Genomic DNA, 23,513 nt, shown 5'->3' with positions numbered 1-23,513 from the left:
CGTTAAATATTTCCGCTAGTTATGCGATTTCTTTAAACTTCATGAGCAATGTTTTCTGCTCTTCGGTTAAATTTGTTGGTGTTGCTACGGTAATTTCAACCAATAAGTCGCCCGTTACACCTTTACGGCTTTTCACACCTTTTTCTTTCATGCGGAATTTACGACCGTTTTGTGTTCCTGCTGGTACTTTCAGTTTAAAACGACTCTCTAAAGTCTGAATTTCAACTTCACCACCTAAAGCAGCAGTAACAAAATCCGTTGTCACAGGACAAATTAAATCATTTCCATCACGTTTTAATGTTGCGTGTGGTCGAGTATTAATTTGGATCAGTAGATCCCCAGCAGGGCCACCGTTAATACCTGATTCACCTTTACCCGCAAAACGGATCTTTTCACCGTCTTCAATACCTGCTGGTACTTTTACATTGATTTTTTTATTTACGCCATTCACTGGCAGCTCAATGATTTGCTCACAACCTTTAATAGCATCAGCAAAATCAACAGTCAGGTTAAACTGACGATCTTGTCCTTTTTGTGCTCGTGGTTGACGATGTTGAGAGAACATATCCTCAAATCCACCACTACCAAAACCGCCACGCGAACGACCACCAAAGGCACTACCAAAAATATCTTCAAATCCACCAAAACCTTGGCTATGGCCGCCTCCAAAACCACCACCGAAGCCGCCGTTACCGCCATTTTGGAATGCTGCATGACCAAAGTCATCATACTGTCCACGCTTATCTGGATCAGTTAATACTTCGTATGCTTCTTTAATTTCTTTAAACTTATCAGCGGCTTGTGCATCACCTTGATTTTTATCTGGGTGGTATTTCATCGCAAGACGTTTATATGCTTTTTTAATCTCTTTTTCTGTGCTGCTTTTAGAAACACCAAGGACTTCATAATAATCACGTTTAGACATGACTTAACCTCGTCAATGAATAGAATCAGGCGTAAGAACAAACTCTTACGTCTTTCTTTAATAAAAACTAATCATTGGAGTTTATGTACTATCAGATTTAGGTCAAGATCTATCTCACATTATTATTGCTGTTTATCTTCTTTTAATTGGCCATCTTCAAACACGATGATTCTTTTGGCTCTTTCAAATACGCGAGAATCATGGGTAGAAAAAATAAACGTTGTATTCTCTTCTTGGTTTAGCGCTTCCATAATATCTAGTAGCTCTGCGGTACTCTTTGCATCTAAATTTGCCGTTGGTTCATCTGCCATAATAAAACGAGGTCGTGGGGCTAATGCTCTGGCCACCGCTACTCGTTGTTGTTGACCGCCAGATAATTGAGCTGGTCGCTTGTGCTGTTGATCTTCTAGTCCAACTCGCTTTAATAATTGCTGTGCTCGTAATTTACATTCAGCCTCTTCGTGACCCTGTAACAGCATAACAAACTCAACATTCTCTAATGCAGTTAAAACAGGTAATAAACTGTAGTCTTGAAAGATAAAGCCTATGTTGTCTCGTCGAAACTCAATCAGCTGCTTTTCATCCATTTCGGTTAATTCATAATTATCAATACTCACTTTTCCTGACGTTACGGCATCAATACCGCCAAGCATATTAAGTAAGGTGGTTTTACCTGAACCTGATGGACCAATAACAGCAACAAACTCCCCCTGTTCAATAGTAAGATCAAGATGATCAACGGCGTGAACTGGAAACTCTGTATCTTGATTGTATGTTTTGCATAATTGCTTAATTTGAATTGTCATACACTCACCTTATTGCTTTTCTGCCATTGCTTGAACAGGATTCTTTTTAATGATCTGGTGCGCTGGATATAACCCCGCACACACGCTAACAAAGAAGACCATAATGGATACCACTGCGTATTGATGCCATGAAATACTAGGATAAAGTACCGAATCAATACCAAATGCATTAAGGCCTTGTGCCATGGACTCTAGTGGAATACCGGTATGGTTGAACACCGCTATACATAATATGGACAACAGTACTCCTATCCCTCCTCCTAATAACCCTAGGAATCCAGACTCCAAAATAATGAGATAACGAATCCGATCTTTCTTCATGCCAACGGCCATCAGAACACCAAACTCTCGAGTGCGCTCAAACACAGACATCAATAAAATATTAATGATCCCAAAGCCCATTGCGACAATAAAAATGACTAAGATAACTTGATTACCAGCGTTCATCGAACTCATCATCGTTGACAAAATAGGCTGTAATTGCAGCCAATCTTGCACACTATTATCTGAATTTATATTTGCTATTAAGTGATCTCTAAACGCCTCTACTTTTGTATTGTCGTTTAATAAAATCGCTATTTCATGATCTTGAAATACTTTTCCGACTTTCTGTAAGTCTGCTTTACGAACGTAAGTGTTGGCATCATCAAACGTGCTCGACGATGTTTTAAATATGCCACTGACTCTAAACGCAGCTCCAGTAACTTCGCCTGTCGTATCACTAAAAGTAAGCACGACTTTAGAACCCACGCGCAGTTTTAATCGCTCTGCGGTTTTTTGTGATACTAAAATGGGATTTCGACCTGTTTCACTTAGCCATTCACCATCAATGATATGCGTCGATAACGGGGTTATTTTTTTCTCCATTTGAAGATTGATGCCATTTATCTTTATGCCTCTGGTACTTCGTGCTGACGCTATCATGCCGTTGACTAAAGTACGACTTGACCATGCTTTCACTTCCGAGGAATCATTTAATAACTGAGTGATTTCCTTTTCTTCATCAATAACAAGATTGATATCCGGATTTAACGCATAATTCTTTTGATGAATTTGAATATGGCTGGTTTGCCACTGAATGGTATTTTTCACCATATTATCGATAAAGCCAGACATGAACCCCATCATTAAAATCACGCCTACGACACCGAAAATCATAGCGCCTAACATGATTGAGGTTCTCATTTTATTGCGCCACACATTACGCCACGCTAATTTAAGCAGCATGCGAACCTCCTTTTAATGCAGTAACAATATCGAGGTGATAAACACGCCATAATGGATATATTAGGCATAAAAGAAGTAAGCCTGTAACAATCAACATTTGGTTTATAAAAAGCCGCCCACTGATTAATACTGGAATAACAGGATCGTACCCCATTTCAAGCATCGCTTTGGCGGTGTCACCCGTTAATGTAATTGGATTGATATAGAGATAACCAAGAACCGGAATAGCGATAACTAAGCCTAAAAGAATACCTAATAAGCCAATAAAGAAAGATTCAATCACTAATAGCTTTAATAATCGAAACCGAACCATTCCAGTCGCTAACATCACACCAAATTCACGTTGTCTTTCAAGAGTCATCATTAATAATGTGGCGAACAAACCAAAGCCCACAATGCCATATAAGATGTACATCATGATGATACCGCTCACTCTATCGATTTGAATTTGCTGCTCCATTTCAGGGCTGAGATCATTCCACGGACGTACAGACACTGCTTGCCCATATCCTTTTTGTAAGTTATTAACCGTTTGTGGTAACAAAGAAAAATCACGTGTATGCAATACCCATGACGTTACTTGATTCTCGGTACTAAAGAGTTGAACCGCTTCTTGAATAGGAAGGTAGATTAATTGGTTATTTAGATCTGGCATTGGAAAGTGAACAATGCCTTTTATTACGTATAAGCCTGCTGCAGTTTGCCCTCGATAACCTTGCCCATAGAGAACAATTTCATCCCCTACATTTAACTGAAAATATCTCGCCAGTCCTTCTGATAACAATACCGATTTATCCGTTGCGGTAAAATACGCTCCTTGCACCACTTTATCTGCCAAAGATGAATAGGTATTTTCAGGTTGAGGATCGACACCAACAACTAATACACCCTTGGACTTATCTTTTGCGGCAGCAAGTGAAAACGTTTCAATTCGAGGTAAGGTAAATTGGATATTAGGTTGTTGCTTAGTGGGAGCGATGAAGTCGTCACTCATTGGTAACAAATCATCAATACTTTGCGTTTCTTTAAATTCGGGATTTTGCAGTTGAATAAGGCCAGTTGATAAACGTGCGGCATTCTCGATATTTGCTGTATAGCTCCCTTCTTGAATGCTACGCATCAACAACGAAAGTAATAAGGCCAAGGCTAATGCAGAGGCCGTTAATATCGTTCTTCTTTTCTGTCGCCATAGGTTTCGCCAAGCTAATTTAATAAGCATATTCAGCACCTATAGTTAGTATCGTAATGCCTTCATTTGCATTTGAGAGAAGAATTCATCATTAATTAAGAAGTTAAACTGCGCTTTATGGGTGATCATTTCTGTTTTATTTTCAGGCTTATCGGCAGGGATCATGACCATTCTTGTTGCTATCATTCGATTGCCCATTTCTTGGATATCGTAAGTCGTCATCGTGTTTACTAGCTCATCAAACTCATCATAAGACTCAACCTTACGTTGAATAAACGTTTTTTGAGATATCCAAAGACGAACCTTACTCCATACTACTGGTGCATCTGGTTTTGCGATGGCGTCGATTACCCATGTTTTATCACCATCAATGGTCTCTTCTTTTACAAACTTATGATCATAATCCACGACAATCGAAGATTGGTTAATCAAGTCATCATTGGTGAAATCTGAACCCATCCAAGATTGTCCAAGCATCGATGGGGCTATTTTAATCACTCGTTCAATGCTAGGTATCCAGCTCCACATCTCTTTATCACGCTTAAGAGAAGCATTACCTTTATCTTTGGCCGGGCCTGTGATTAATACTAAAGAAAGGTTTTGCTCTTTCGTCCAACTCTTCATACTCATACTACGAGTCCAATCGGGACGAATAATATTCATCGTAATTTCTGAATAACTCGATTTACCACGCATTTGCTCATCTGACTTTGCAACGACCTTATCTGCTGACATGGGCTCTGCGGCAAACACATGCCCAACCACACCAACAAATGCTAAAAACAATACGATTTTTATAATTAATTTAATTTTCTTTTTCATAATACACCCCAGCCATGATGCCTCGTTTATGAAACAATTTTAAATTAATTTAAGTGGTTAATTCGTGAGCTGTTAGACGAATCAGAGCTAATAATGTCAGAGTAATGTAAATTCAAAACCAACGGTTAACTTGCTCTGCATACAATTTGAATTCATCACCAAATATTTTTACCAACGCTCTTTCTTCTGGCTCAATTTGATAACGATTCATATAGGTAACAAACAAAAGAGCACTGACCAAACCTAGCGGATTTTGAGTGTAAATAACTGAACTTATTAATATTAATAAAAAGCCAAGGTACATAGGGTTACGTGTGTATTGATAGATACCTGAATCGACAAGAGATGAGCTGTTTTCTGGCTTTAAAGGGTTAACGGTTGTATGAGCACGTTTAAATTCTCGAACACCTGATAATGAAATCACAGCACCAAGAACGACAAACATAATGCTCAATGTTACCGTCAGTGTTGGTATATAAAAAATTTGGAAAGGAAGTAATCTATCAAAGAGAAAAACGGTTCCCATTAATAGCAACATAACAAGAGGTGGCGGTACTTTTAACTCAAGCTTGGAACACATTATTTATCCTTAAATATAACCGATTAAATCCGTATAACCGTTTATTATTACTTTTTATCAATGCTTTCTAACATAAGAATAGCACTTCTCATTACTTTCAGGATAAAACCATCATTCTTTTTTGTCCGTTAGTTGAGAAGGCCATGAGTAATGATTAATATCATTCACTAAATTTTGCCATAATAAAGTGCGCTGTAATGGGTTATTTGGTAATGCAGGCACGTTTGATGCCCCACCCGACCAAAACGACAACTTTGGCTCATTCGTTCCTAACGATACCACTAAAGCACTTAGTGGCGGAGCTCCATTTTGAGACAAAATTACATTTAACTCATTTAAAACCTTTTCCCAAGAGTGTGGAGAATACCATTCATTTGTGTGCTGTTTATAGTCACTTGATAAGTCGGCATAAGTCTTCGGCTTACCCCATAGACACAATATTTTATAGATGATGTTTACATCTGCGCTCATGCTTCTTTCCATCTCAAAAATGATAACTCAATGAAGTTAACCTGTACGAGTTCAAATGCAATAGCATTGCTCTATTTCTTCGGCGCTAGATCGCAACAAATGTGATCTGAAATCTTTGATTTATTCAAAATTAATACCTTTATTGACCATTCTATGTTTAGATGTGTATAGGTTATACATTTAGTTATTTTTTAAGTACAACGTTCAAAATTGAATGGTTAAAAGGATACAAGAATCATGTCATCTGATTTTTATGGCACTAGTGCCGCTTACGCTCGCCAAGAAAGTGGTTATCGTGAAAAAGCACTAAAATTATACCCTTGGGTTTGTGGCAATTGTGCTCGTGAATTTGTTTATTCAAATCTTCGTGAATTAACGGTTCACCATAAAGATCACGATCATACTAATAACCCAAGTGACGGCAGCAACTGGGAATTACTGTGTCTTTTCTGCCATGATCATGAACACTCTAAATACACTGAACATGATCAATACGGCACTGAAATTAGAGCTGGTGAAGATGACCATAAAGCAGCAACACACAATCCATTTGCTGATCTAAAAGCAATGATGAAAAAATAATAATTAAAAATAATGGCCTTTAACTAAATAAAGGCCATATTAAATTTGGCTAGTTGTAAGAATGAAGATCGAAAACAGTCCTGTAACACAACATGACTTTAATGGTACGCACTTTTATCTAAAACGTGATGACCTACTCCACCCTCAATTCTCAGGTAACAAAGCTCGAAAATTCATGGGGCTGCTAGAGAGTGAATTCCAAAACATAAAAACCATCATTGGCTATGGTTCTCCGCAAGCGAACTCCTTATATTCGATGGCGGCTCTGGCTAAATTGAAACAGTGGCATCTTCATTTTTATGTGGATCATATTCCATCCTATTTAAAAGAAAATCCAATTGGTAATTATCGAGCGGCTTTAGAATTAGGCGCTAAGATCATTCCTCTAAATAAGTTAGAACACGCCAAAGACGACGATGGTTCTACTACTTCATCTGCTGAATACATTTGTAAGATACGACAACCAAAAGAAGATGAAATTTATATTCCTGAAGGTGGTCGTTGTCGTTTAGCTGAAAGTGGTGTTCAGAAGCTAGCAGAAGAAGTATTAGCTTGGAAAAAAGAAGCAAATATAGAGCACCTAACTGTCGCATTACCATCAGGAACAGGAACCACCGCACTATTTTTACATAAACACTTAAAACCTCACGACGTTAAGGTTATTACGTGTTCTTGTGTTGGTGGCGATGAGTATCTTGAAAAACAATTTTATCAATTAGGTGAAACCGATTTCCCTGAAGTTCTGACCCCAGAGAAAAAACACCATTTTGGTAAACTATATCGAGAAAACTACGAGATCTGGAAAGAGCTATATCAACAAACCCAAGTTGAATTCGAGCTATTGTATGACCCTCTCATGTGGCGCTGTTTAACTGACTGGCTACCTAAAAATACCGACCAGACCTTAATGTATATTCACCAAGGTGGATTACTTGGGAATGAAAGTATGCTTCCAAGATACAAACGAAAGTTTGACTAATTTTAATATTAATATATATAGCTGTATAAAAATTATCTTTAGGACTTCTGATGAAAATCAAACCATTTCTATTTGGCCTTATTGTTTTAGCAAACAATGCAATTGCGGGCTCTCTTGCTCAAAATATTGAAGCTATCGAGCTATCAAGCGGAGGTTACATTGGTGTTTCAGTACTGAATACAGAAACAAACAAGACATGGGCATATAAAGGCGACCAACGCTTTCCTATGATGAGTACATTTAAAACCCTTGCCTGTGCAAAAATGCTTTACGATTCAAGCGTCGGTGGCATTGATAAATACAAAACCACCTCTATAACTAAAGAACAAATCATACCTTGGTCACCCGTTACAGAACCTTTAATCGGCAATATTATTACGACTCAAAAAGCGTGTGAAGCAACCATGCTAATGAGTGATAATACTGCTGCGAATATTGTTCTAAATGAAATTGGTGGGCCAAGTTCTTTAACGCAATTCTTGCGTGCTATGGGTGATACAAAAACTCGCCTTGATCGCATTGAACCAGAATTAAATGAATCTAAAAATGGCGATAAACGAGATACAACAACACCCGTTGCTATGTCGCAAACACTCAATGCTTTGTTATTTGGTAACACTTTAAACTCACAGGATGAACAAACATTAAAATCTTGGATGATGAACAACAAAGTGTCTGATCCATTACTGCGCTCTATTTTACCTAATGACTGGTCTATTGCTGATCGCTCAGGTGCTGGTGGTTTTGGTTCTCGTGGTATCACTGCTGCTATCTGGAACGACAAACACCAACCTATTATCATTAGTATTTACTTAACTCAAACAAAGCTTGATATGGCTGAACGTAATCAAGTTATTGTTGAAGTTGGCAATGCTATTTTCAAAGAATTTAAAATTAATTAAGAACAAAATTATGATCATTTTTACTACCAACTTTGGTGATATTCACATTGAGCTAAACAAAGAGAAAGCACCTGTTAGCTCAAAGAACTTTTTAAAATATTGCCAAGATGGTTTCTACGAAGGCACCATTTTTCACCGTGTTATCAAAGGTTTTATGATTCAAGGCGGTGGTTTTACTGCTGATATGCAAGAAAAAGAGATGCGTGCACCTATCGTTAATGAAGCGAATCGCGGTTTAAAAAACTTAAACGGTACTATTGCAATGGCTCGTACTGATGCACCGCACTCTGCAACAAGCGAGTTTTTTATTAATATTGCTAACAATACGTTCCTTGACCATACAGCAACTACCAATGCAGGTTGGGGTTATGCTGTATTTGGCGAAGTGACAATGGGCATGGATGTGGTTAAGAAAATAGCAAAAATCAAAACTAAATCCATCGGTGAGTTTGACGATGTTCCAAAAGAGAGTATTGTTATCGAGAAAGTGACTATCGTAGGCGAATAACCCCCGAAATCACCCGATAAAACAAAAAACGGTGCTAATTACAGCACCGTTTTCGATCGCCCCTCTAATTGATTTTTCTGGGACAATACAAATAACCTAAAGATAATCCCATGTTATTATCTATTTGAAATATGGAACTTCATTTATGTCTTTATCTAAAACGTTAAAACATATTTTTGCTTCTCTGCTTTTTTTCATCTCTTCAATTTGCTTAGCCGATACAAACCTTCCGTTATCGCCCGAAAAGATAAGCTCACCCTACCCTGATGTAAAAGTAACGACTCTTGATTCTGCACAATCTCTTATTAAGGAATTTACGACTCACCAATATTCATTAGACCATGTTATCGAAGAACGCTCTATGCCGACTTTTTTTGTAGAGAATCTGCCGCATGATTTAAATGCGCTTCCTGTTCAAGAAAAGATCTCAGGATTTATTCGTTTATTGTTACCAACAATTATTAAAGTAAATGAACACATTAGTGCTGTTAGAGAGGAAGTAATTGCCCTTTCTAAACGTCCAACGAGTGAATGGACAAAAGAAGAAACATTATGGATGCATAACCTAATGGATTCTTACTTCGTAAAAACCAAAATATTGATGACCTACTCTTACGTCTAAATGTGATTCCAGTAGGAATGGTATTGGCACAAGGTATCGATGAGAGTGGTTGGGGAACCAGTTATTTTGCAATTAATGGCAATAGCTTATATGGCGAACATCTATCGTCTAAAGGTGGCAAATATTTAAGTACTCCTGGCGGCCATGTAAAAGTTGCAGCATTCGACAATTTATTCGCAGGTACTGCACGCTACATGTATAACTTAAACACCACGTCTGCTTATAAAGATCTTTGGAAACTACGCCAACAACTAAGCGCAGAAGGGAAATTATCAGGTTATGAGCTAGTCGAGTCTTTATCTCACTACTCTACCCGTGGTGAAGCTTATGTTGAGAATCTGCAAGCATTAATTAAGCATCATAAATTAGATAGTTTTGATCAGGTCACATTTGATAGCTCAACGCCGATTCGAGTGAGATTTGAGAACTAGGGACTAGGGACTAGGGACTAGGGACTAGGGACTAGGGACTAGGGACTAGGGACTAGGGACTAGGGACTAGGGACTAGAAAAAATAAAGGTTGCGACTTTTTGATCGCAACCTTTTCTTTATTTGAAATTAAGCAATTAACTTAAAGTGACAAAATCACACCAGCGATCGCTGCACTCATTAAGTTAGCTAGTACACCTGCGGTAATCGCTCTGAAACCCATTCTCGCAATAAATGGACGACGTTCAGGAACAAGACTACCTAAACCACCAATCAAAATTGCCATGGTTGAAATATTTGCAAAACCGCACAGTGCGAATGTAACTATCGCAACAGAATGTGGGCTTAGTTGATCTTTCACTTCCATTAATTGAATAAAGGCAACAAATTCATTTACCACGATCTTATTACCGATTAATGAACCAGCAAGAATCGCTTCATTCCATGGCACACCTAAGATGAAAGCTACAGGAGCAAACAAGTAACCAAGAATTAATTCAAAACTTAGTTTGATACCAAAGATATCACCAACGTGCCCTAGTAAGCCGTTAAGTAAAGCAATCACACTGACAAACGCTAATAACGTCGTACCTACCGCAACAGCGATACGCAAGCCAGACATAGCACCATCAGCTAATGCTTCAAATACATTAGTTGCATGATCAATCTCAACAGAGGTGATTTCATCATCATTATTTGCTTCATCACCCGGTGGAACCATCATCTTAGCCATTAATAATCCTGCTGGTGCAGACATGAATGCAGCAGAGATAAGGAAGTTTAGATCCACACCTAATGATGCATAACCAACCATGGTTCCGCCAGCTACAGAAGCTAGGCCACATGTCATCACAGCAAAGAACTGAGAATCACTCATGTGCTTTAAGTAAGGTCGAACAACTAATGGAGCTTCTACCATACTAACAAAGATATTAGCCGTTGCAGCAAGGGATTCTGCACGTCCTGTACCAAGTAGACGTTGTAATCCACCACCAATGAAATTAATCACTTTAGGCATCACACCGATGTGGTAAAGCGCAGAAATGAGTGCCGAGAAGAAAATGATAATACCAAGCACATTAATGGCAAATACAAAGCCAACTTTGCCAGTAGCTAAACCACCGAATAAAAAGGCAATACCTTGTTGACCATAATCAATCACGCCTGATACGCCTGCTGTAACAGAGTTTAAAACTTCTTTACCAGCAGGAACATATAGAACCAATAAGGCAAAAATAATTTGCAGTCCAAACGCCAAAGAGACAGTTCTAAGAGGGATGTTACGGCGGTCAGTCGAACACAAATAAGCAAACAGTAAAATGGCAAAAATACCAAGTAAAGATGTCATGATAGAAACCTATGCTATCGAAAATGAGTTCGCATTCTAATCCGCAAAGGTTTGCGTGCAAGTCGACTTTGCTACCACTCTGTTAATGAGACATAGGTCACATTATGAGCAGCAATTAACTGATTGATTTCTTGTAATAAAAACAATCAGAAATAAGATTGTTTCCATATGGAAAAGATATTTATTTCACGGCACATAATCGATATAACTCATTGATTAAAAAGGCAACAATTTAAAGTATGAAATTCAATCAATGAGGAATAGCAAACGTTACAACTTCACTCGCTTCATGAGCGCTTTATCCCAATATGGCGGTTGGCCTATATGTTCACGAAGAAAATCGATGACCGCACTTATCTTTCTTGGAAGGTGTTTTCGACTTGGGTATACCGCATAAATCGGCATTTTCTGACTTGCTTTCCAATCCGGTAATAATTGAATGAGTTTGCCATCATTAAACTCATTAGTTAGCAAATAACTGGCTAAATAAGCAATACCCCACCCTGATATGGTTGCATCTCTAACAGCCTCAGCTAAATCAACTCGATAATTACCAGATACCTTTACGCATAGAGATTCATTACCCTTACTAAAATCCCAATTACTGTAATCACGATAGCGACTCTGGTAAGTAAGACAATTATGCTCAACAAGATCCAAAGGATGATGCGGAACTTTTTTATCAATAAGGTAATCAGGAGATGCCGCTAAAACAAAATTAGAATCAGCTAAACGCTGTGCAACATAACCTTCAGGCAAGTCTTCAAAATTAGTTACCCATAAATCTAAACCATCTTTTAACATGTCAGCTTGATGATCAAATAAGCGAACTTCAACTTGTAAATCAGGGTATTGGTTTCGCAACTTATCAATAGCCGGAATGATATGCATAGTGCCAAATGATTGGGATAAACCTAAACGTAGAATACCTGCGACTTCATCTCGTTCATCATCCATAATGGCACTTGCTTCTGTCATTGCATTATAAATGGTCTCGCAATACAGAAAAAACTGTTGTCCCGCATCCGTTAGAATAAGAGAGCGTGTCGTTCTATGCACCAATTTTAGATTAAGCGTTTCTTCTAAAGCACCAAGTTGCTTACTGACATGTGAGGTTGATACACCCATTTGCTTTGCTGCAGCAGTAAAACTCCCAGCTTTCGCTAAGGCGTAAAATATCACCATTTGACTCGCTCGGTCATGCATCTATCTGCTCCTCAAACTCAAAGGAAAATTGGGCGCAGATAGTAACACTAGATGGTAAGACTAAACTAGCTTTTGGCATTTGATAAAAATGAAATTAGGGTTTTTAGATAAATACTCATATTTTTCTAGAGATAAATGTTTTACTTCTTCAGCCACTTTGCCTTCAGATAACTGCGTTACAACTAAACCACTATCTGTAATTGCATTCATTATTTCTGTTAATGAACGACGATAGAATGTCACTTCAACTGGCTCGCCAACGGTATTCCACATTTCAGTAATGAATTCTCTTTCAAAATAGTTTCCTGATAATGTGCACTCAAAGTCAGCAAACGGATGATGAGTAGAAAAAGCAAAGCTTCCACCATTTTTTAAAACACGAGCAACATCATTAAAAAGTACCGAGAGATCTTCTAAATAATGAATCATCAATGGAGAAATAATCAAATCAGCGCTTTCACTTGCTTCTCTTATTAACCCAATAGACGCATCTTGTGCATAAGCGGTAACTCGATCACCAAATTTTCGCTTAACAATTTCAATCATATTCGGTGAGAAATCGATACAAGTTAGCTTTGCTACCCCACGATGAATAAAATAATCGGCATAAACACCAGAACCACAGCCAAGATCAATCACATCACAACCGTTCACATCACCTAACATAGCCTGTAGTGACGGTCTTTCTAGGTATGCATTATAAATATTATCTTGAACCACATTGTCATATCGCTCTGCGAATGTTGTGTACATACTCGACATCAATTACTCCTAAATTCACTCTATATTGTCGCAATTTCAATAATACGTGACACAACCTAAACCTGATACTTTTTACTCACCAAATTCTGTTATTTTTCAGCAAAATACTCTAATAGTATTTGATGCCATTCGTTGGTTTCTCGAACTTGTAATAGTGCTCGATTAATTTTCTCTTCATAAGGACTATTTTCAATTAATACTAAACCGTAATTTTGCTTCTCTAACTGATATGGTAATACCGTTAAATCTAAAAATAAGTCTTTTCCCTTTCCTTTCTTAATCATATATCGCAATACAGCATCATCAGCGACAACGGCATCTAATTGACCTTTTTCAAGAGCCAATAAAAGCGCATCCATATCTTGGTAGGTATCGTGGGCAATGCTGTGATTACTCAGTAGTAATGAAGCGGTAGTTCCTTGCTTCGCACCCGTTTTTACTTTTGATAAATCATTGATGCCTTTTACATCAAACCTTAACTGCTCTAATGTGAGTGAACTTGCTAGTACTGCTGTGATACTGGCGATAAATACGGTAGAAAACATGGCAATTAATACCGTTACCACTCTTGCCGACAATGTTTTAAATTCAAAATAATTAAATGGTCCTTTAGTAATAAACAACACACCTAAAATAAACGCTTCAGCTATGCGTCCTCGTTTGGTTGGCATCGAATATAATTTATCGTTATTTTTACGCTCTAATAAGTAATAAAAAGTACCTACTGAGATCGCTACAAATAAGAAGAGACCAATAGCCTTCCATAAGGTTTTATTAGTAATAATGCTAATGAATGAATCAAGATAACTTCGATTTTTAACCGCTATGGCAAGGTGAGTTTCATAAAAGGAATGGGAAAAATCGACATGTTCTTCACGGTCAGGGGTTATTGATATGCATGAAACACCTACATCTATTTCACCCACTTCAGCCGCACTGAGTAACTCTTGAAGCCCATAATGACTCACCTTGTATTCAACTTGCATGATTTCAGCAATACGTTGCCAAAGAATCATACTCAAACCGTCATACTGCTCTGCGCTAGATTCAAAAATAAATGGAGGACAATGATAAGCACCCACCTTTAATTGCGGTTGTGCTTGTACGAAAAAAGAACTAAAAATCAATAGAATTGAGAATAAACGTATCACTCCTTTACACCACAAGCGCTTTACCCTATCTCCCTGCATAATATGAACTCCTTAAAATATAGAGCTTACTCTTTTTATTTATATCTATATTAAAAGGTAGCAGTGGTTATAAATAATCTCGAATATTTGTTATTGATTTTACAGCAATTCACTTAGTCCATAATAAGAATAAAATTGAAATCCCCCCCATCTTAAGCCATCTAAAATAAAAAACTAACACCTTCATAAAATCTATTATTAACAGTAATTTCAGTTGATTTTAGTATAAATAACCACCCTAAAGTGGTAGATAAGATTAAATGCTAATCATATAAAATATTCTTGCTTTTGAGAAAGCAAAACGAAATGTGAAAAAAACACGTAAAGCGAACACAATGCAATTGACAAATACTAATAACCAAAAAATATTATTTACGAAGATTAAGCATCATGAATTTCATAAAAAAACTCTCGTTTAAGCAAAAAATCCTTTTAATCATTACCCTTCCGATTATTGGGATGCTTTTCTTTTCACTTGATACCCTATACAAAACCGTTTCACTACGTTCTGAACTGCAAGACATTACTTCAATGACCGATATTTCAATTGAAGGCAGTTTAATTGTTCACGAACTTCAAAAAGAACGAGGTTCTACTGCAGGATTTGTTAGTTCAAAAGGGGCAAACTTTAAAAGTGAGATGCTTGAACAACGAAAAGAAACAGATTCTGTACTAAATACGTATCTACAATCATTAAAAGAAAAAGCACAATCGATACAAAAAACAAATATTGCCGTGTATAACGATATGCAGACAATATTTACGCAGCTAAATCAATTAAACACTATTCGTAATAATGTTGATAATTTGACAATATCAGCATCAAATGCAGCAAAATATTATACGGATATTAACCGACTGTTCTTATCTTTAAGTAATATGATCGTTAAAACATCAACTGAGCGAACACTAACACCTCACTTGAGAAACTATTCATTATTTTTAGAGATCAAAGAATCAGCAGGAAAAGAACGCGCCAGCTTAAATAACATTTTATCAAGTTCTGGTCCTGTCCCTTTAACCTTATACAAAACATTTGTAGCACTTGATTCAACTCAAAATGCCTACCTTGCTACATTCGTCGAATACGCAACCTCTGAGCAAGTTGATGCTTTAAATAAAATACTCTCTGATTCCATTTCACAAAAAGTATCGAACATCCGTGACATGGTAAATGCGCAATATGTTTCTGGTAAATTTACTGTATCAGGCAGCGAATGGTATCAAGCCTCTACGAATCGAATTAATGAATTTAAACAATACGAAGATTTACTGGTTGATGATATTGAAAAAGTAATTTCACGTCTAAATAGTGAAGTTAATACGGCTATTTATTCAAGCCTATTCATTATCTTGCTTATTTTATCTATTACTATCGTTTCATCAGTCATTATATCTAAACTATTAATTGGCCAAGCTGTACAGCTATCACAAGTAATTGAAACGGTATCTAAAGATAAAGATTTAACCATAAGGGCTAAAGTATTATCTGAAGATGAATTAGGTGTGAGTACTAAATATTTAAATGAAATGCTCGCTGAGTTTCATTCGGTTTTACAAAAAATGGATATTGGTAGCACCCAACTGGCTACCAGTGCAGAAGAATCCAATGTAGTAATGGAAGTAACCGCAAATAACTCTCAGCATGAGTTGGCGCAAGTAGAAGAAATTTCAACGGCAATCAGTGAGCTATCGAGTACATCTAAAGAAGTAACGACCAATGCGACCCATGCTGAAGAAGAAGCTCAATCAGCTATTAATAATGTCGATATTGGTAAACAGCATTTAGAAAATTCGATGTCTTTAACTCGTAGTATTAATGATTCTGTTCAACAAACAGCATCAATGATTGAAGAATTAAGAGCAAATACAGTTAACATTGGTGAAGTGACTAATGTGATCAGCTCTATTTCAGATCAAACTAATCTTCTTGCCCTAAATGCTGCCATTGAAGCAGCAAGAGCCGGCGAACAAGGTCGAGGCTTTGCCGTCGTTGCTGATGAGGTACGTAACCTAGCAGCTAAAACACAACAATCTACACAACATATTCAAGAAATTATTTCAAAGCTTCAATCTCAATCAGAAAAAGCAAATAATAATATGATTGAAAATGTTACGTTAATTCAGCAATCAGTTGTATTAGCTGAAGATGTGAAACTGTCTTTCAATGATATTGAAAACTCAGTTCAAGCCATCTCAGATATCAACACATTAGTAGCCACGGCTTCTCAAGAACAATATTCTGTTACTGAAGATATCGCTAAAAATACAACTCGTACATTTGATTTAGTCAATGAAAATGTATCATCAATTCATCAAACACAACTAGTAAGCCAAGAGTTGGCAAAACTCGCTGAACAGCAGAAATCTGAAATCGCTTTATTTAAATTAAGTTAACCTATCATGCCCACTTGTTAACTCAAGTGGGCTATTCAGTTATTACCTTCCATTATAAGTTATGAAAATAATAACGTAACTTAACATCATCATTTCATTAAAAAAATATACCAAAAAATACGCTTATTAAGCCTTTAAATTAGGCATATAAAATTAGATACTAGATTTAAGGGTCGCTCAACACTATTTTTCGATATTACACTTAGAAACGAAAAATATACCCCCACAATTTAAACAATAAATAAGAGTATATATTTTGGACAAATTTTCAAAGCTAACTATTCGCGCTCGCTTAATAATAGGATTTGGTATTACTTTATTCCTAATGCTTCTACTTACCATTTTAGGAATACAAAAAGTAAATATTATTGATCATACTTTAACTGAAATGACTGACATTAATTCAGTTAAACAACGCTATGCAATCAATTACCGTGGCAGTGTACATGACCGTGCAATTGCTATTAGAGATATTGCTATCGCAAGAACCCCACAAGAAATATCACATTTAGAAAAAGAGATTAACCGATTACAAACCTTCTATCGTGATTCAGAAGCGCAAATGAAAAAAATGCGCCAAGATGGTATCGCATTTACCAGTGAAGAACTCAGCATTTTAGCTAAAATCGAAAAAATTCAGAAAACGACATTACCGTTAATCAACCAAGTTATTCGTGATAAAAAGTCAGGTAAACTCACTACCGATGTTGTTTTAGACTCGATTAGACCTGCGTTTATTCAATGGCTAGATGACATTAACCAGTTTATTGATTATCAAGAAACCCGAAACCAAATCCTTACACCTGAAGCAAGAAATGTTGCTGGTGGCTTCCAACAATTAATGCTAATTCTTAGCATGTTTGCTTTAGCTACCTCATTATTTATTGGTTTGATTATCGAGCGTAGTTTTAGAGTTTCTTTAGGTGGTGAACCTTGGGAGCTATCTGAGATGATTAAGAAGATCTCTGAAGGTAATCTATCCCAACGTTTTAATAACGCTTCAAGTGCGGTTGGCATCTACAATTCATTAATTATTCTTAATGAAAAAGTCGGCGCTGCAATCAGAAATAGCAGTGATATTTCAACTCACGTTGCAACATCATCAGAGCAGCTAACTGAGGTGATGCAAAACACAGCAAATAATGCTCAACATGAATTAGCCCAAGTTGAAGAGATTTCACACGCAATCAGTGAGCTATCGACAACGTCAAAAGAAGTAACATCTAATGCAGTTCACGCTGAAGAAGAAGTGAGTAAAGCAATAGACAGTGTTTCTCAAGGCAACCAAACCTTAGATGAGTCGATTCATTTGACTCAAAAAATCAATGAATCGGTACAACTAACCGCGAGTATGATTGCTGAACTAAAAACCAATGCAATGGACATTGGGGAAGTAACTGCAGTTATCAGTACCATTTCAGACCAAACAAATTTATTAGCACTTAATGCTGCAATTGAGGCGGCTCGTGCTGGTGAATATGGTCGAGGCTTTGCCGTGGTTGCTGATGAGGTTCGTAATCTTGCATCAAAAACTCAAGAATCAACACAAAGTATTCAAGAAATTATCGCTCAACTGCAAGCTCAATCTGAAAAAGCAAACGACAACATGATAAGTAACGTGGAACTTATTCAAGAGTCTGTGGCTTTATCAGAGAATGTAAAATCCTCTTTCAGCTACATTGAGAATTCGGTTCAATCTATATCGAAGATGAACACCTTAGTGGCTAGCACCTCTCAAGAGCAGTTCACACTCACAGAACGAATCGCATTAAATACAACCAACACCTTTGATCTTGTTAATCAAAATGTAGCTGCGATTAATCAAACTCAACAAGCCGCAAAAGAACTATCACAACTGGCTGTTTCACAAAAAGAAGAGCTGGCATTCTTTAAAATTTAAAAAATTGCACTTAAATAAAAAGCCCTTAGGATCTTACCTCTAAGGGCTTTAATATCTGAAACTAAATTCTGTTTTATGTTACTTGAGGTTTTCCTCGCCATTGAGTCAATATCAATCCCGCAATAATGATAATTCCAACGAAACCGGCACCGAATGGATTTAACAAAATTAAAGGAATAGTAGAGAAAGCCAATAACCTTTCAGCTGTTGTTAGTACACGTAATAAATACCCTTCAATTGATACGGCAATCGCTATAATAATCGTCAATGTCTGCACAATCGATAAAGTTAGACTCCAAGCTCCTGCACTAGAATCGACCAGATTTGTATATGCCATCATTATTGGAATAATGAACAAACCACCAGCCAATTTAAATGCTTCTACTGATGACTTCATTGGATTAGCATTAGCAACTCCTGCTCCAGCAAATGCAGCTAGCGCGATTGGTGGCGTTACATTTGATGTCTGCGATAACCAAAAAACAATAAGATGTGCTGTTAATAGTGATAAACCAAAGTCACTTAACATCGGAACCGCCATTACGGCTAATACAATATAAGCGGCTGTTACAGGTAACCCCATTCCGAGTACTAACGCTACAATACTTATTAACCCAAGAGCTATGAGTAAGTAACCTCCCGAAAAATCCATAACAAATTGAGTAAACTGTAATCCAATTCCGGTTTGTCCAACCACACCAACAATTATCCCAGCAGCACCACATGCAGCCGAAATAGGTAATGCCATTAAAGCTCCATTTTTCATGCCTTCAATGAATTTTTGTAATCCTATTCGGCTGTGCTTTCTTAAAGCTGCGGTCACTAAAATTGCAGCACAACCAGCGACGCCAACTAATAATGGAGAATACGCCATCATCAATAATGTTGTGATTAATGCTAGTGGAATTAAATGATGAGCTCCCTCTTTCATAACACTCATTACAGCTTCAGTTCGATTTGCTGCTTTAAGATTCAGTTTACATGCCATTAAATGCACATAGAGCAAAGTACAAAAGAAATACAAAATTGCAGGAGCAATAGATGCAAGCATGATCTCGCTATAAGGGACACCGGTAAATTGTGCCATTACAAATGCCCCAGCCCCCATAATTGGCGGCATTATTTGCCCACCAGTTGATGCTGCGGCTTCTATTCCTGCAGCCTGTTCTGGCTTATAACCGAGTTTCTTCATCATTGGAATGGTGATCGAACCGGTTGTTACCGTGTTCGCTATTGCAGAACCAGAAATAGAACCTAATCCGGCCGATGCTAATACTGCCGCTTTTGCCGGACCACCTCGATATTTACCGGCAATAGAAAAAGCTAAATCAATAAAGAATTTCCCGGCCCCTGTTACCTCAAGAAAAGCACCGAATAAAACAAAAACAAAAACGGTGGTTGCAGCAATCCCTAATGCAGAACCAAATATGCCGTTAGCAGAAAAAATTTGAAACTGAATAAGCTCTTGTAAGGTATATGATTTAATTGCGAAACCTGCAGGTAACATATCTCCAAATGCGCTATAAGATAAAAATAACACAGCAATAAGTACCATTACCCATCCAACGGTACGACGGCAGCCTTCCATTAATAAAATAATCAATGAACAACCCGCAACCATATCGGGTAATTGCAACCCATAAAAGAGATGGTTGATATCGTTATAATCAAATATCGTCATTCGATAAGCAGCAAAAACAATCAAACCACACAAAATAAGATCGATAACTCTCCCAGCTAAATACAAAGAACTCTTTCGATTATTAATTAACGGGTAATGCAAAAAGATGAGAATGAGAACCCAACATAAGTGGATAGGCCTAAAATAAGTAGCAGAGATTGTCGAGCTTATTCCCTGCCATATTTGAAAAGCGGATAATGCAACAGCAATGCTTAAAATTAAGAATCCAAATACGGTGACCGTTCTTTCATGAGGTAAATACTCATCGACATCGCTTTGGTTTTTATCAGTTATAATGTCCATATTAATGCCTGTAGGATAAAGTCAGAAAAGAAGAAAGGTAAGCAGAACTCTTACCCTTCCATTTAATATTGAGTAAAACAGTTTAATTACTTCAAGATTGAATCCAGATATTTTTGAGCTCCCGCATGAAGAGGTACACCCTGTAAACTGTTTGCATTTTCTGGTGTTGTCATTTCAGCCATTTTTACAACTTTACGAACGTCACCTATATTTTCATATGCTGCTTTTGTCAGGTTATATGCCATGTCATCACTCATTTTTGCATTCACCACTAATACATTCCAAACGCTTAATGTCGACACTTCATCAACGTTGTTATATACGCCTCCAGGAATATTGTATGTACTGTAGGCTGGGTACTTTTTCATAAACAGTGCACTTTCTTCTGGTGTAATTGAAAGCACTTTTATTTTATGTGTTAATGCAATTTGTGTTACAGCACCAACCCCTTGTCCACCGACAATAAAACCAGCATCAATTTGTCCGTTTGCTAATGCATTCGTAGTTTCAGAGTAATTTAAATACACCGCTTTAATGTCTTTTTCACATCAATACCTAAAGACTCAAGTAGAGCAGCTGAAGTTACAGCAGTACCACTTGCAGGAGCGCCTAAAGACACTCGTTTCCCCTTTAATTGCGATAATGATGTAATACCAGATTTTTCAAGAGTTATGGTATGAACTAAATTTGGGTATAGCGCAAAAAGCGTTTTAACTGGCATTTTTTGTGGAAATTTCCCCTCACCATTATAGGCATCAAGTACCACATTCCCCATTGCAATACCTGCTATCATATCGCCACGCACAACCTTAATGGTATTTTCAACTGACGCAGCAGTCACCTCTGCTTTGGCTGTTACATCTGGAACATGTTCAGTCCAAACCTTCGCTAATGCACCTCCAAATGGATAATAAATACCACTTTGACCACCAGTGCCAATAGTATAATTTTCAGCATTAACAACTGATGGAATGATAAAGAGTAGAGCAAGTATAAAATTACGTTTAAACACAATCATCTCCTTGATTATTAAACTTTATTTAGATAAATACCTAACTATCGTTTTTATAATAGATTCATTTATTAGCAAGTTCACATTACTCATGGCTAAATTAAAGTCCAACAAATAACGCCGCAAATGTGAAGTCAATGTAATCTTAATGTTAATCTTTTCACATTTGAGAAATCAAACAAAAAAAGGCGAGCCATTAAGGCTCGCCTTTGTTCTAATTAAAGTGTATTTATATTTTTGATTAAGCGTTATAAAACCATGCTTGCAAAAATAAATCCGAACACGATACTGAAGATCATACTTAATAGACCAGGAAGCATAAAGCTGTGGTTAAAAATGTATTTACCGATCTTAGTTGTGCCTGTACGGTCAAAATCAATAGATGCGATAATCGGACCATAGTTAGGAATAAAGAAGTAACCATTTACAGCAACAAACGTTGCAATAATCACTTCTGGTGGTAAGCCTAATGCAATACCTACAGGTACTAATACTGCCGTTGTTGCGCCTTGACTGTTTACCATTACAGATAAACCAAACAATGCAAAAGCAAATGTCCATGGAGCAACTTCAACTAAGCCAGATACCGCTTCTTTCACCATGACATCATGGCCTGCGATAAACGTATCACCTAACCATGCAATACCAAATATAGCTACGATAGCACGCATACCTGCATGGAAAACTGAACCTTGTGTTATTTCATTTCCATCAGGCTTACATAGTAAAATAATTAAAGCTGCCATTGCTAACATTACGATTTCAATAGTATGAGCCATGCCCATTGGAGATCCATTGAAGTTAGGACGTAATGCAGGGAATGCACCCATAATAACCACGGCGAATGCACCAAATAGGAATAGTCCTACCGCTTTTTTTGCTTCTGGTTTAATTTCAATTTCTTCTACTTGTACTTCTTGTTCCATTTCCTTACGGAACGTTGGATCTTGCATACGACGTTGGTATTCAGGGTCGTCTTTTAGCTCTTTACCAATCTTGTTAACAATAACGCAAGCTAGTGCTAAACCACAGAATGTGCCCGGAATCGTTACCATTAATACATCAGCTAAAGTAATTCCTTGTGGCTCTAAAAAGGCAACAACAGCGACAACCGCAGCAGCAATTGGACTCGCTACAATTGCAAATTGAGAAGCAATTACTGCCATTCCAAGTGGACGTTCTGGGCGAATACCACTACGACGGCTTACTTCTGCAATAACAGGTAAAACTGAATAAGCTACGTGTCCAGTACCAGCTAAGAAAGTAAACATGTACGTCACTAAAGGGGCAATAAAAGTAATATGACGAGGATTTTTACGAAGAATATTTGAAGCAATTTTGATTAAATATTCAAGACCACCAGCAGCTTGCATTGCTGCAGCAGCAGCTACTACAGCCATGATCATCAACATTACATCAATAGGCGGACTTGTCGGTTGTAAACCAAAAACAAAACTTAGTATGGCTAAACCAATACCACCCATAACACCTAAACCGATACCACCAATTCGAGCACCGATTAAAATACATACTAGTACGATTAAAAACTCAATTAAAAACATATCAATCTCCCTGATGATAGCTTTTATATAATAAATTTTTAAATTGCTACGTTATTCGTCTGCAATTTAAACTCCAAAATCGAGCGAATAATAATCGGGTTATCGATTTG

General features: G+C 37.2%; 21 protein-coding genes and 1 pseudogene. 8 read left to right on the top strand and 14 right to left on the bottom strand.

Going from position 1 to position 23,513, the window contains the following annotated elements:
* Positions 1–19 precede the first annotated feature (19 nt).
* The 7 genes from AAFX60_005965 to AAFX60_005935 all read right to left on the bottom strand — a co-directional run bounded on the left by AAFX60_005965 (position 20) and on the right by AAFX60_005935 (position 6,020).
* Positions 20–925, bottom strand: coding sequence for a DnaJ C-terminal domain-containing protein (locus AAFX60_005965; GenBank protein ID XDF78670.1), 906 nt, complete (start codon positions 923–925; stop codon positions 20–22).
* Positions 926–1,047: 122 nt separating this feature from the next.
* Entirely contained in the window at positions 1,048–1,731 is a 684-nt protein-coding gene (locus tag AAFX60_005960) for an ABC transporter ATP-binding protein (GenBank protein XDF78669.1), read from the bottom strand.
* A gap of 9 nt (positions 1,732–1,740) precedes the next feature.
* Positions 1,741–2,958: an FtsX-like permease family protein gene (locus AAFX60_005955; GenBank protein XDF78668.1), complete on the bottom strand. Its 1,218-nt coding sequence runs from the start codon at positions 2,956–2,958 to the stop codon at positions 1,741–1,743.
* The gene (locus tag AAFX60_005950; GenBank protein ID XDF78667.1) at positions 2,948–4,177 is read right to left on the bottom strand and encodes an FtsX-like permease family protein; all 1,230 of its coding nucleotides are present in this window, start codon (positions 4,175–4,177) and stop codon (positions 2,948–2,950) included. The genes AAFX60_005955 and AAFX60_005950 overlap by 11 nt, the downstream gene beginning before the upstream one ends.
* Before the next feature lie 15 nt (positions 4,178–4,192).
* On the bottom strand, positions 4,193–4,969 hold the full coding sequence (locus tag AAFX60_005945) for an outer membrane lipoprotein-sorting protein (protein XDF78666.1): 777 nt from the start codon (positions 4,967–4,969) through the stop codon (positions 4,193–4,195).
* Positions 4,970–5,081: 112 nt separating this feature from the next.
* Positions 5,082–5,549, bottom strand: coding sequence for an isoprenylcysteine carboxylmethyltransferase family protein (locus tag AAFX60_005940; protein ID XDF78665.1), 468 nt, complete (start codon positions 5,547–5,549; stop codon positions 5,082–5,084).
* A 111-nt stretch (positions 5,550–5,660) separates the two neighbouring features.
* The gene (locus AAFX60_005935) at positions 5,661–6,020 is read right to left on the bottom strand and encodes a hypothetical protein (protein XDF78664.1); all 360 of its coding nucleotides are present in this window, start codon (positions 6,018–6,020) and stop codon (positions 5,661–5,663) included.
* 237 nt (positions 6,021–6,257) lie between these two features.
* Here AAFX60_005935 and AAFX60_005930 point away from each other — a divergent pair, with 237 nt between their 5' ends.
* From AAFX60_005930 to AAFX60_005905, 6 genes are all read left to right on the top strand, one after another.
* Positions 6,258–6,602 carry a YajD family HNH nuclease gene (locus AAFX60_005930; protein XDF78663.1) on the top strand — a complete coding sequence of 115 codons (345 nt, stop codon included), beginning with the start codon at positions 6,258–6,260 and terminating at the stop codon, positions 6,600–6,602.
* Between the two features lie 61 nt (positions 6,603–6,663).
* Positions 6,664–7,581: a 1-aminocyclopropane-1-carboxylate deaminase/D-cysteine desulfhydrase gene (locus AAFX60_005925; GenBank protein ID XDF78662.1), complete on the top strand. Its 918-nt coding sequence runs from the start codon at positions 6,664–6,666 to the stop codon at positions 7,579–7,581.
* Between the two features lie 50 nt (positions 7,582–7,631).
* Positions 7,632–8,483, top strand: coding sequence for a class A beta-lactamase (gene bla / locus AAFX60_005920; protein XDF78661.1), 852 nt, complete (start codon positions 7,632–7,634; stop codon positions 8,481–8,483).
* Between the two features lie 10 nt (positions 8,484–8,493).
* Entirely contained in the window at positions 8,494–8,991 is a 498-nt protein-coding gene (locus tag AAFX60_005915) for a peptidylprolyl isomerase (protein ID XDF78660.1), read from the top strand.
* A 145-nt stretch (positions 8,992–9,136) separates the two neighbouring features.
* A complete protein-coding gene (locus tag AAFX60_005910) occupies positions 9,137–9,613 on the top strand; it encodes a hypothetical protein (GenBank protein XDF78659.1) in 477 nt (158 codons plus the stop codon).
* Between the two features lie 23 nt (positions 9,614–9,636).
* Complete coding sequence (locus tag AAFX60_005905) at positions 9,637–10,044, top strand: glucosaminidase domain-containing protein (GenBank protein ID XDF78658.1); 408 nt, start codon at positions 9,637–9,639, stop codon at positions 10,042–10,044.
* A gap of 140 nt (positions 10,045–10,184) precedes the next feature.
* Here AAFX60_005905 and AAFX60_005900 read toward each other — a convergent pair whose 3' ends face one another.
* The 4 genes from AAFX60_005900 to AAFX60_005885 all read right to left on the bottom strand — a co-directional run bounded on the left by AAFX60_005900 (position 10,185) and on the right by AAFX60_005885 (position 14,548).
* A complete protein-coding gene (locus AAFX60_005900; GenBank protein XDF78657.1) occupies positions 10,185–11,390 on the bottom strand; it encodes a NupC/NupG family nucleoside CNT transporter in 1,206 nt (401 codons plus the stop codon).
* 270 nt (positions 11,391–11,660) lie between these two features.
* Positions 11,661–12,596, bottom strand: coding sequence for a LysR family transcriptional regulator (locus AAFX60_005895; GenBank protein XDF78656.1), 936 nt, complete (start codon positions 12,594–12,596; stop codon positions 11,661–11,663).
* A gap of 60 nt (positions 12,597–12,656) precedes the next feature.
* Positions 12,657–13,358, bottom strand: coding sequence for a methyltransferase domain-containing protein (locus tag AAFX60_005890; protein XDF78655.1), 702 nt, complete (start codon positions 13,356–13,358; stop codon positions 12,657–12,659).
* Between the two features lie 89 nt (positions 13,359–13,447).
* Entirely contained in the window at positions 13,448–14,548 is a 1,101-nt protein-coding gene (locus AAFX60_005885; protein ID XDF78654.1) for a transporter substrate-binding domain-containing protein, read from the bottom strand.
* Between the two features lie 390 nt (positions 14,549–14,938).
* Between AAFX60_005885 and AAFX60_005880 the strand changes: the two genes are divergently transcribed.
* Positions 14,939–16,945 (top strand): methyl-accepting chemotaxis protein, encoded by a 2,007-nt coding sequence (locus AAFX60_005880; protein ID XDF78653.1) that lies wholly within the window; start codon positions 14,939–14,941, stop codon positions 16,943–16,945.
* Between the two features lie 253 nt (positions 16,946–17,198).
* On the top strand, positions 17,199–18,845 hold the full coding sequence (locus AAFX60_005875; protein XDF78895.1) for a methyl-accepting chemotaxis protein: 1,647 nt from the start codon (positions 17,199–17,201) through the stop codon (positions 18,843–18,845).
* Between the two features lie 73 nt (positions 18,846–18,918).
* On the opposite strand, the gene AAFX60_005870 is transcribed toward AAFX60_005875, so the two are convergent.
* The 3 genes and pseudogenes from AAFX60_005870 to AAFX60_005860 form a co-directional block, all read right to left on the bottom strand.
* Positions 18,919–20,829 carry a TRAP transporter fused permease subunit gene (locus AAFX60_005870; protein XDF78652.1) on the bottom strand — a complete coding sequence of 637 codons (1,911 nt, stop codon included), beginning with the start codon at positions 20,827–20,829 and terminating at the stop codon, positions 18,919–18,921.
* Between the two features lie 86 nt (positions 20,830–20,915).
* A pseudogene (locus AAFX60_005865) lies at positions 20,916–21,847 on the bottom strand (TAXI family TRAP transporter solute-binding subunit).
* A 242-nt stretch (positions 21,848–22,089) separates the two neighbouring features.
* The gene (locus AAFX60_005860) at positions 22,090–23,403 is read right to left on the bottom strand and encodes an anaerobic C4-dicarboxylate transporter (GenBank protein XDF78651.1); all 1,314 of its coding nucleotides are present in this window, start codon (positions 23,401–23,403) and stop codon (positions 22,090–22,092) included.
* Positions 23,404–23,513: the final 110 nt, after the last annotated feature.

The sequence above is a fragment of the Aliivibrio fischeri genome (assembly GCA_038993745.2).
GTDB lineage: Bacteria > Pseudomonadota > Gammaproteobacteria > Enterobacterales > Vibrionaceae > Aliivibrio > Aliivibrio fischeri_B.
This window is presented reverse-complemented; position numbering and strand designations above follow the sequence as displayed.

Excerpts from the sequence above, each read along its gene's own strand:
- AAFX60_005925 (XDF78662.1), top strand. The coding sequence starts at position 6,664 with ATGAAGATCGAAAACAGTCCTGTAACACAACATGACTTTAATGGTACG.
- AAFX60_005915 (XDF78660.1), top strand. The coding sequence starts at position 8,494 with ATGATCATTTTTACTACCAACTTTGGTGATATTCACATTGAGCTAAAC.
- AAFX60_005930 (XDF78663.1), top strand. The coding sequence starts at position 6,258 with ATGTCATCTGATTTTTATGGCACTAGTGCCGCTTACGCTCGCCAAGAA.
- AAFX60_005860 (XDF78651.1), bottom strand. The coding sequence starts at position 23,403 with ATGTTTTTAATTGAGTTTTTAATCGTACTAGTATGTATTTTAATCGGT.
- AAFX60_005900 (XDF78657.1), bottom strand. The coding sequence starts at position 11,390 with ATGACATCTTTACTTGGTATTTTTGCCATTTTACTGTTTGCTTATTTG.
- AAFX60_005940 (XDF78665.1), bottom strand. The coding sequence starts at position 5,549 with ATGTGTTCCAAGCTTGAGTTAAAAGTACCGCCACCTCTTGTTATGTTG.
- AAFX60_005870 (XDF78652.1), bottom strand. The coding sequence starts at position 20,829 with ATGGACATTATAACTGATAAAAACCAAAGCGATGTCGATGAGTATTTA.
- AAFX60_005945 (XDF78666.1), bottom strand. The coding sequence starts at position 4,969 with ATGAAAAAGAAAATTAAATTAATTATAAAAATCGTATTGTTTTTAGCA.
- AAFX60_005885 (XDF78654.1), bottom strand. The coding sequence starts at position 14,548 with ATGCAGGGAGATAGGGTAAAGCGCTTGTGGTGTAAAGGAGTGATACGT.
- AAFX60_005955 (XDF78668.1), bottom strand. The coding sequence starts at position 2,958 with ATGCTGCTTAAATTAGCGTGGCGTAATGTGTGGCGCAATAAAATGAGA.
- AAFX60_005895 (XDF78656.1), bottom strand. The coding sequence starts at position 12,596 with ATGCATGACCGAGCGAGTCAAATGGTGATATTTTACGCCTTAGCGAAA.
- AAFX60_005960 (XDF78669.1), bottom strand. The coding sequence starts at position 1,731 with ATGACAATTCAAATTAAGCAATTATGCAAAACATACAATCAAGATACA.
- AAFX60_005880 (XDF78653.1), top strand. The coding sequence starts at position 14,939 with ATGAATTTCATAAAAAAACTCTCGTTTAAGCAAAAAATCCTTTTAATC.
- AAFX60_005950 (XDF78667.1), bottom strand. The coding sequence starts at position 4,177 with ATGCTTATTAAATTAGCTTGGCGAAACCTATGGCGACAGAAAAGAAGA.
- AAFX60_005935 (XDF78664.1), bottom strand. The coding sequence starts at position 6,020 with ATGAGCGCAGATGTAAACATCATCTATAAAATATTGTGTCTATGGGGT.
- bla (XDF78661.1), top strand. The coding sequence starts at position 7,632 with ATGAAAATCAAACCATTTCTATTTGGCCTTATTGTTTTAGCAAACAAT.
- AAFX60_005910 (XDF78659.1), top strand. The coding sequence starts at position 9,137 with ATGTCTTTATCTAAAACGTTAAAACATATTTTTGCTTCTCTGCTTTTT.
- AAFX60_005890 (XDF78655.1), bottom strand. The coding sequence starts at position 13,358 with ATGTCGAGTATGTACACAACATTCGCAGAGCGATATGACAATGTGGTT.
- AAFX60_005965 (XDF78670.1), bottom strand. The coding sequence starts at position 925 with ATGTCTAAACGTGATTATTATGAAGTCCTTGGTGTTTCTAAAAGCAGC.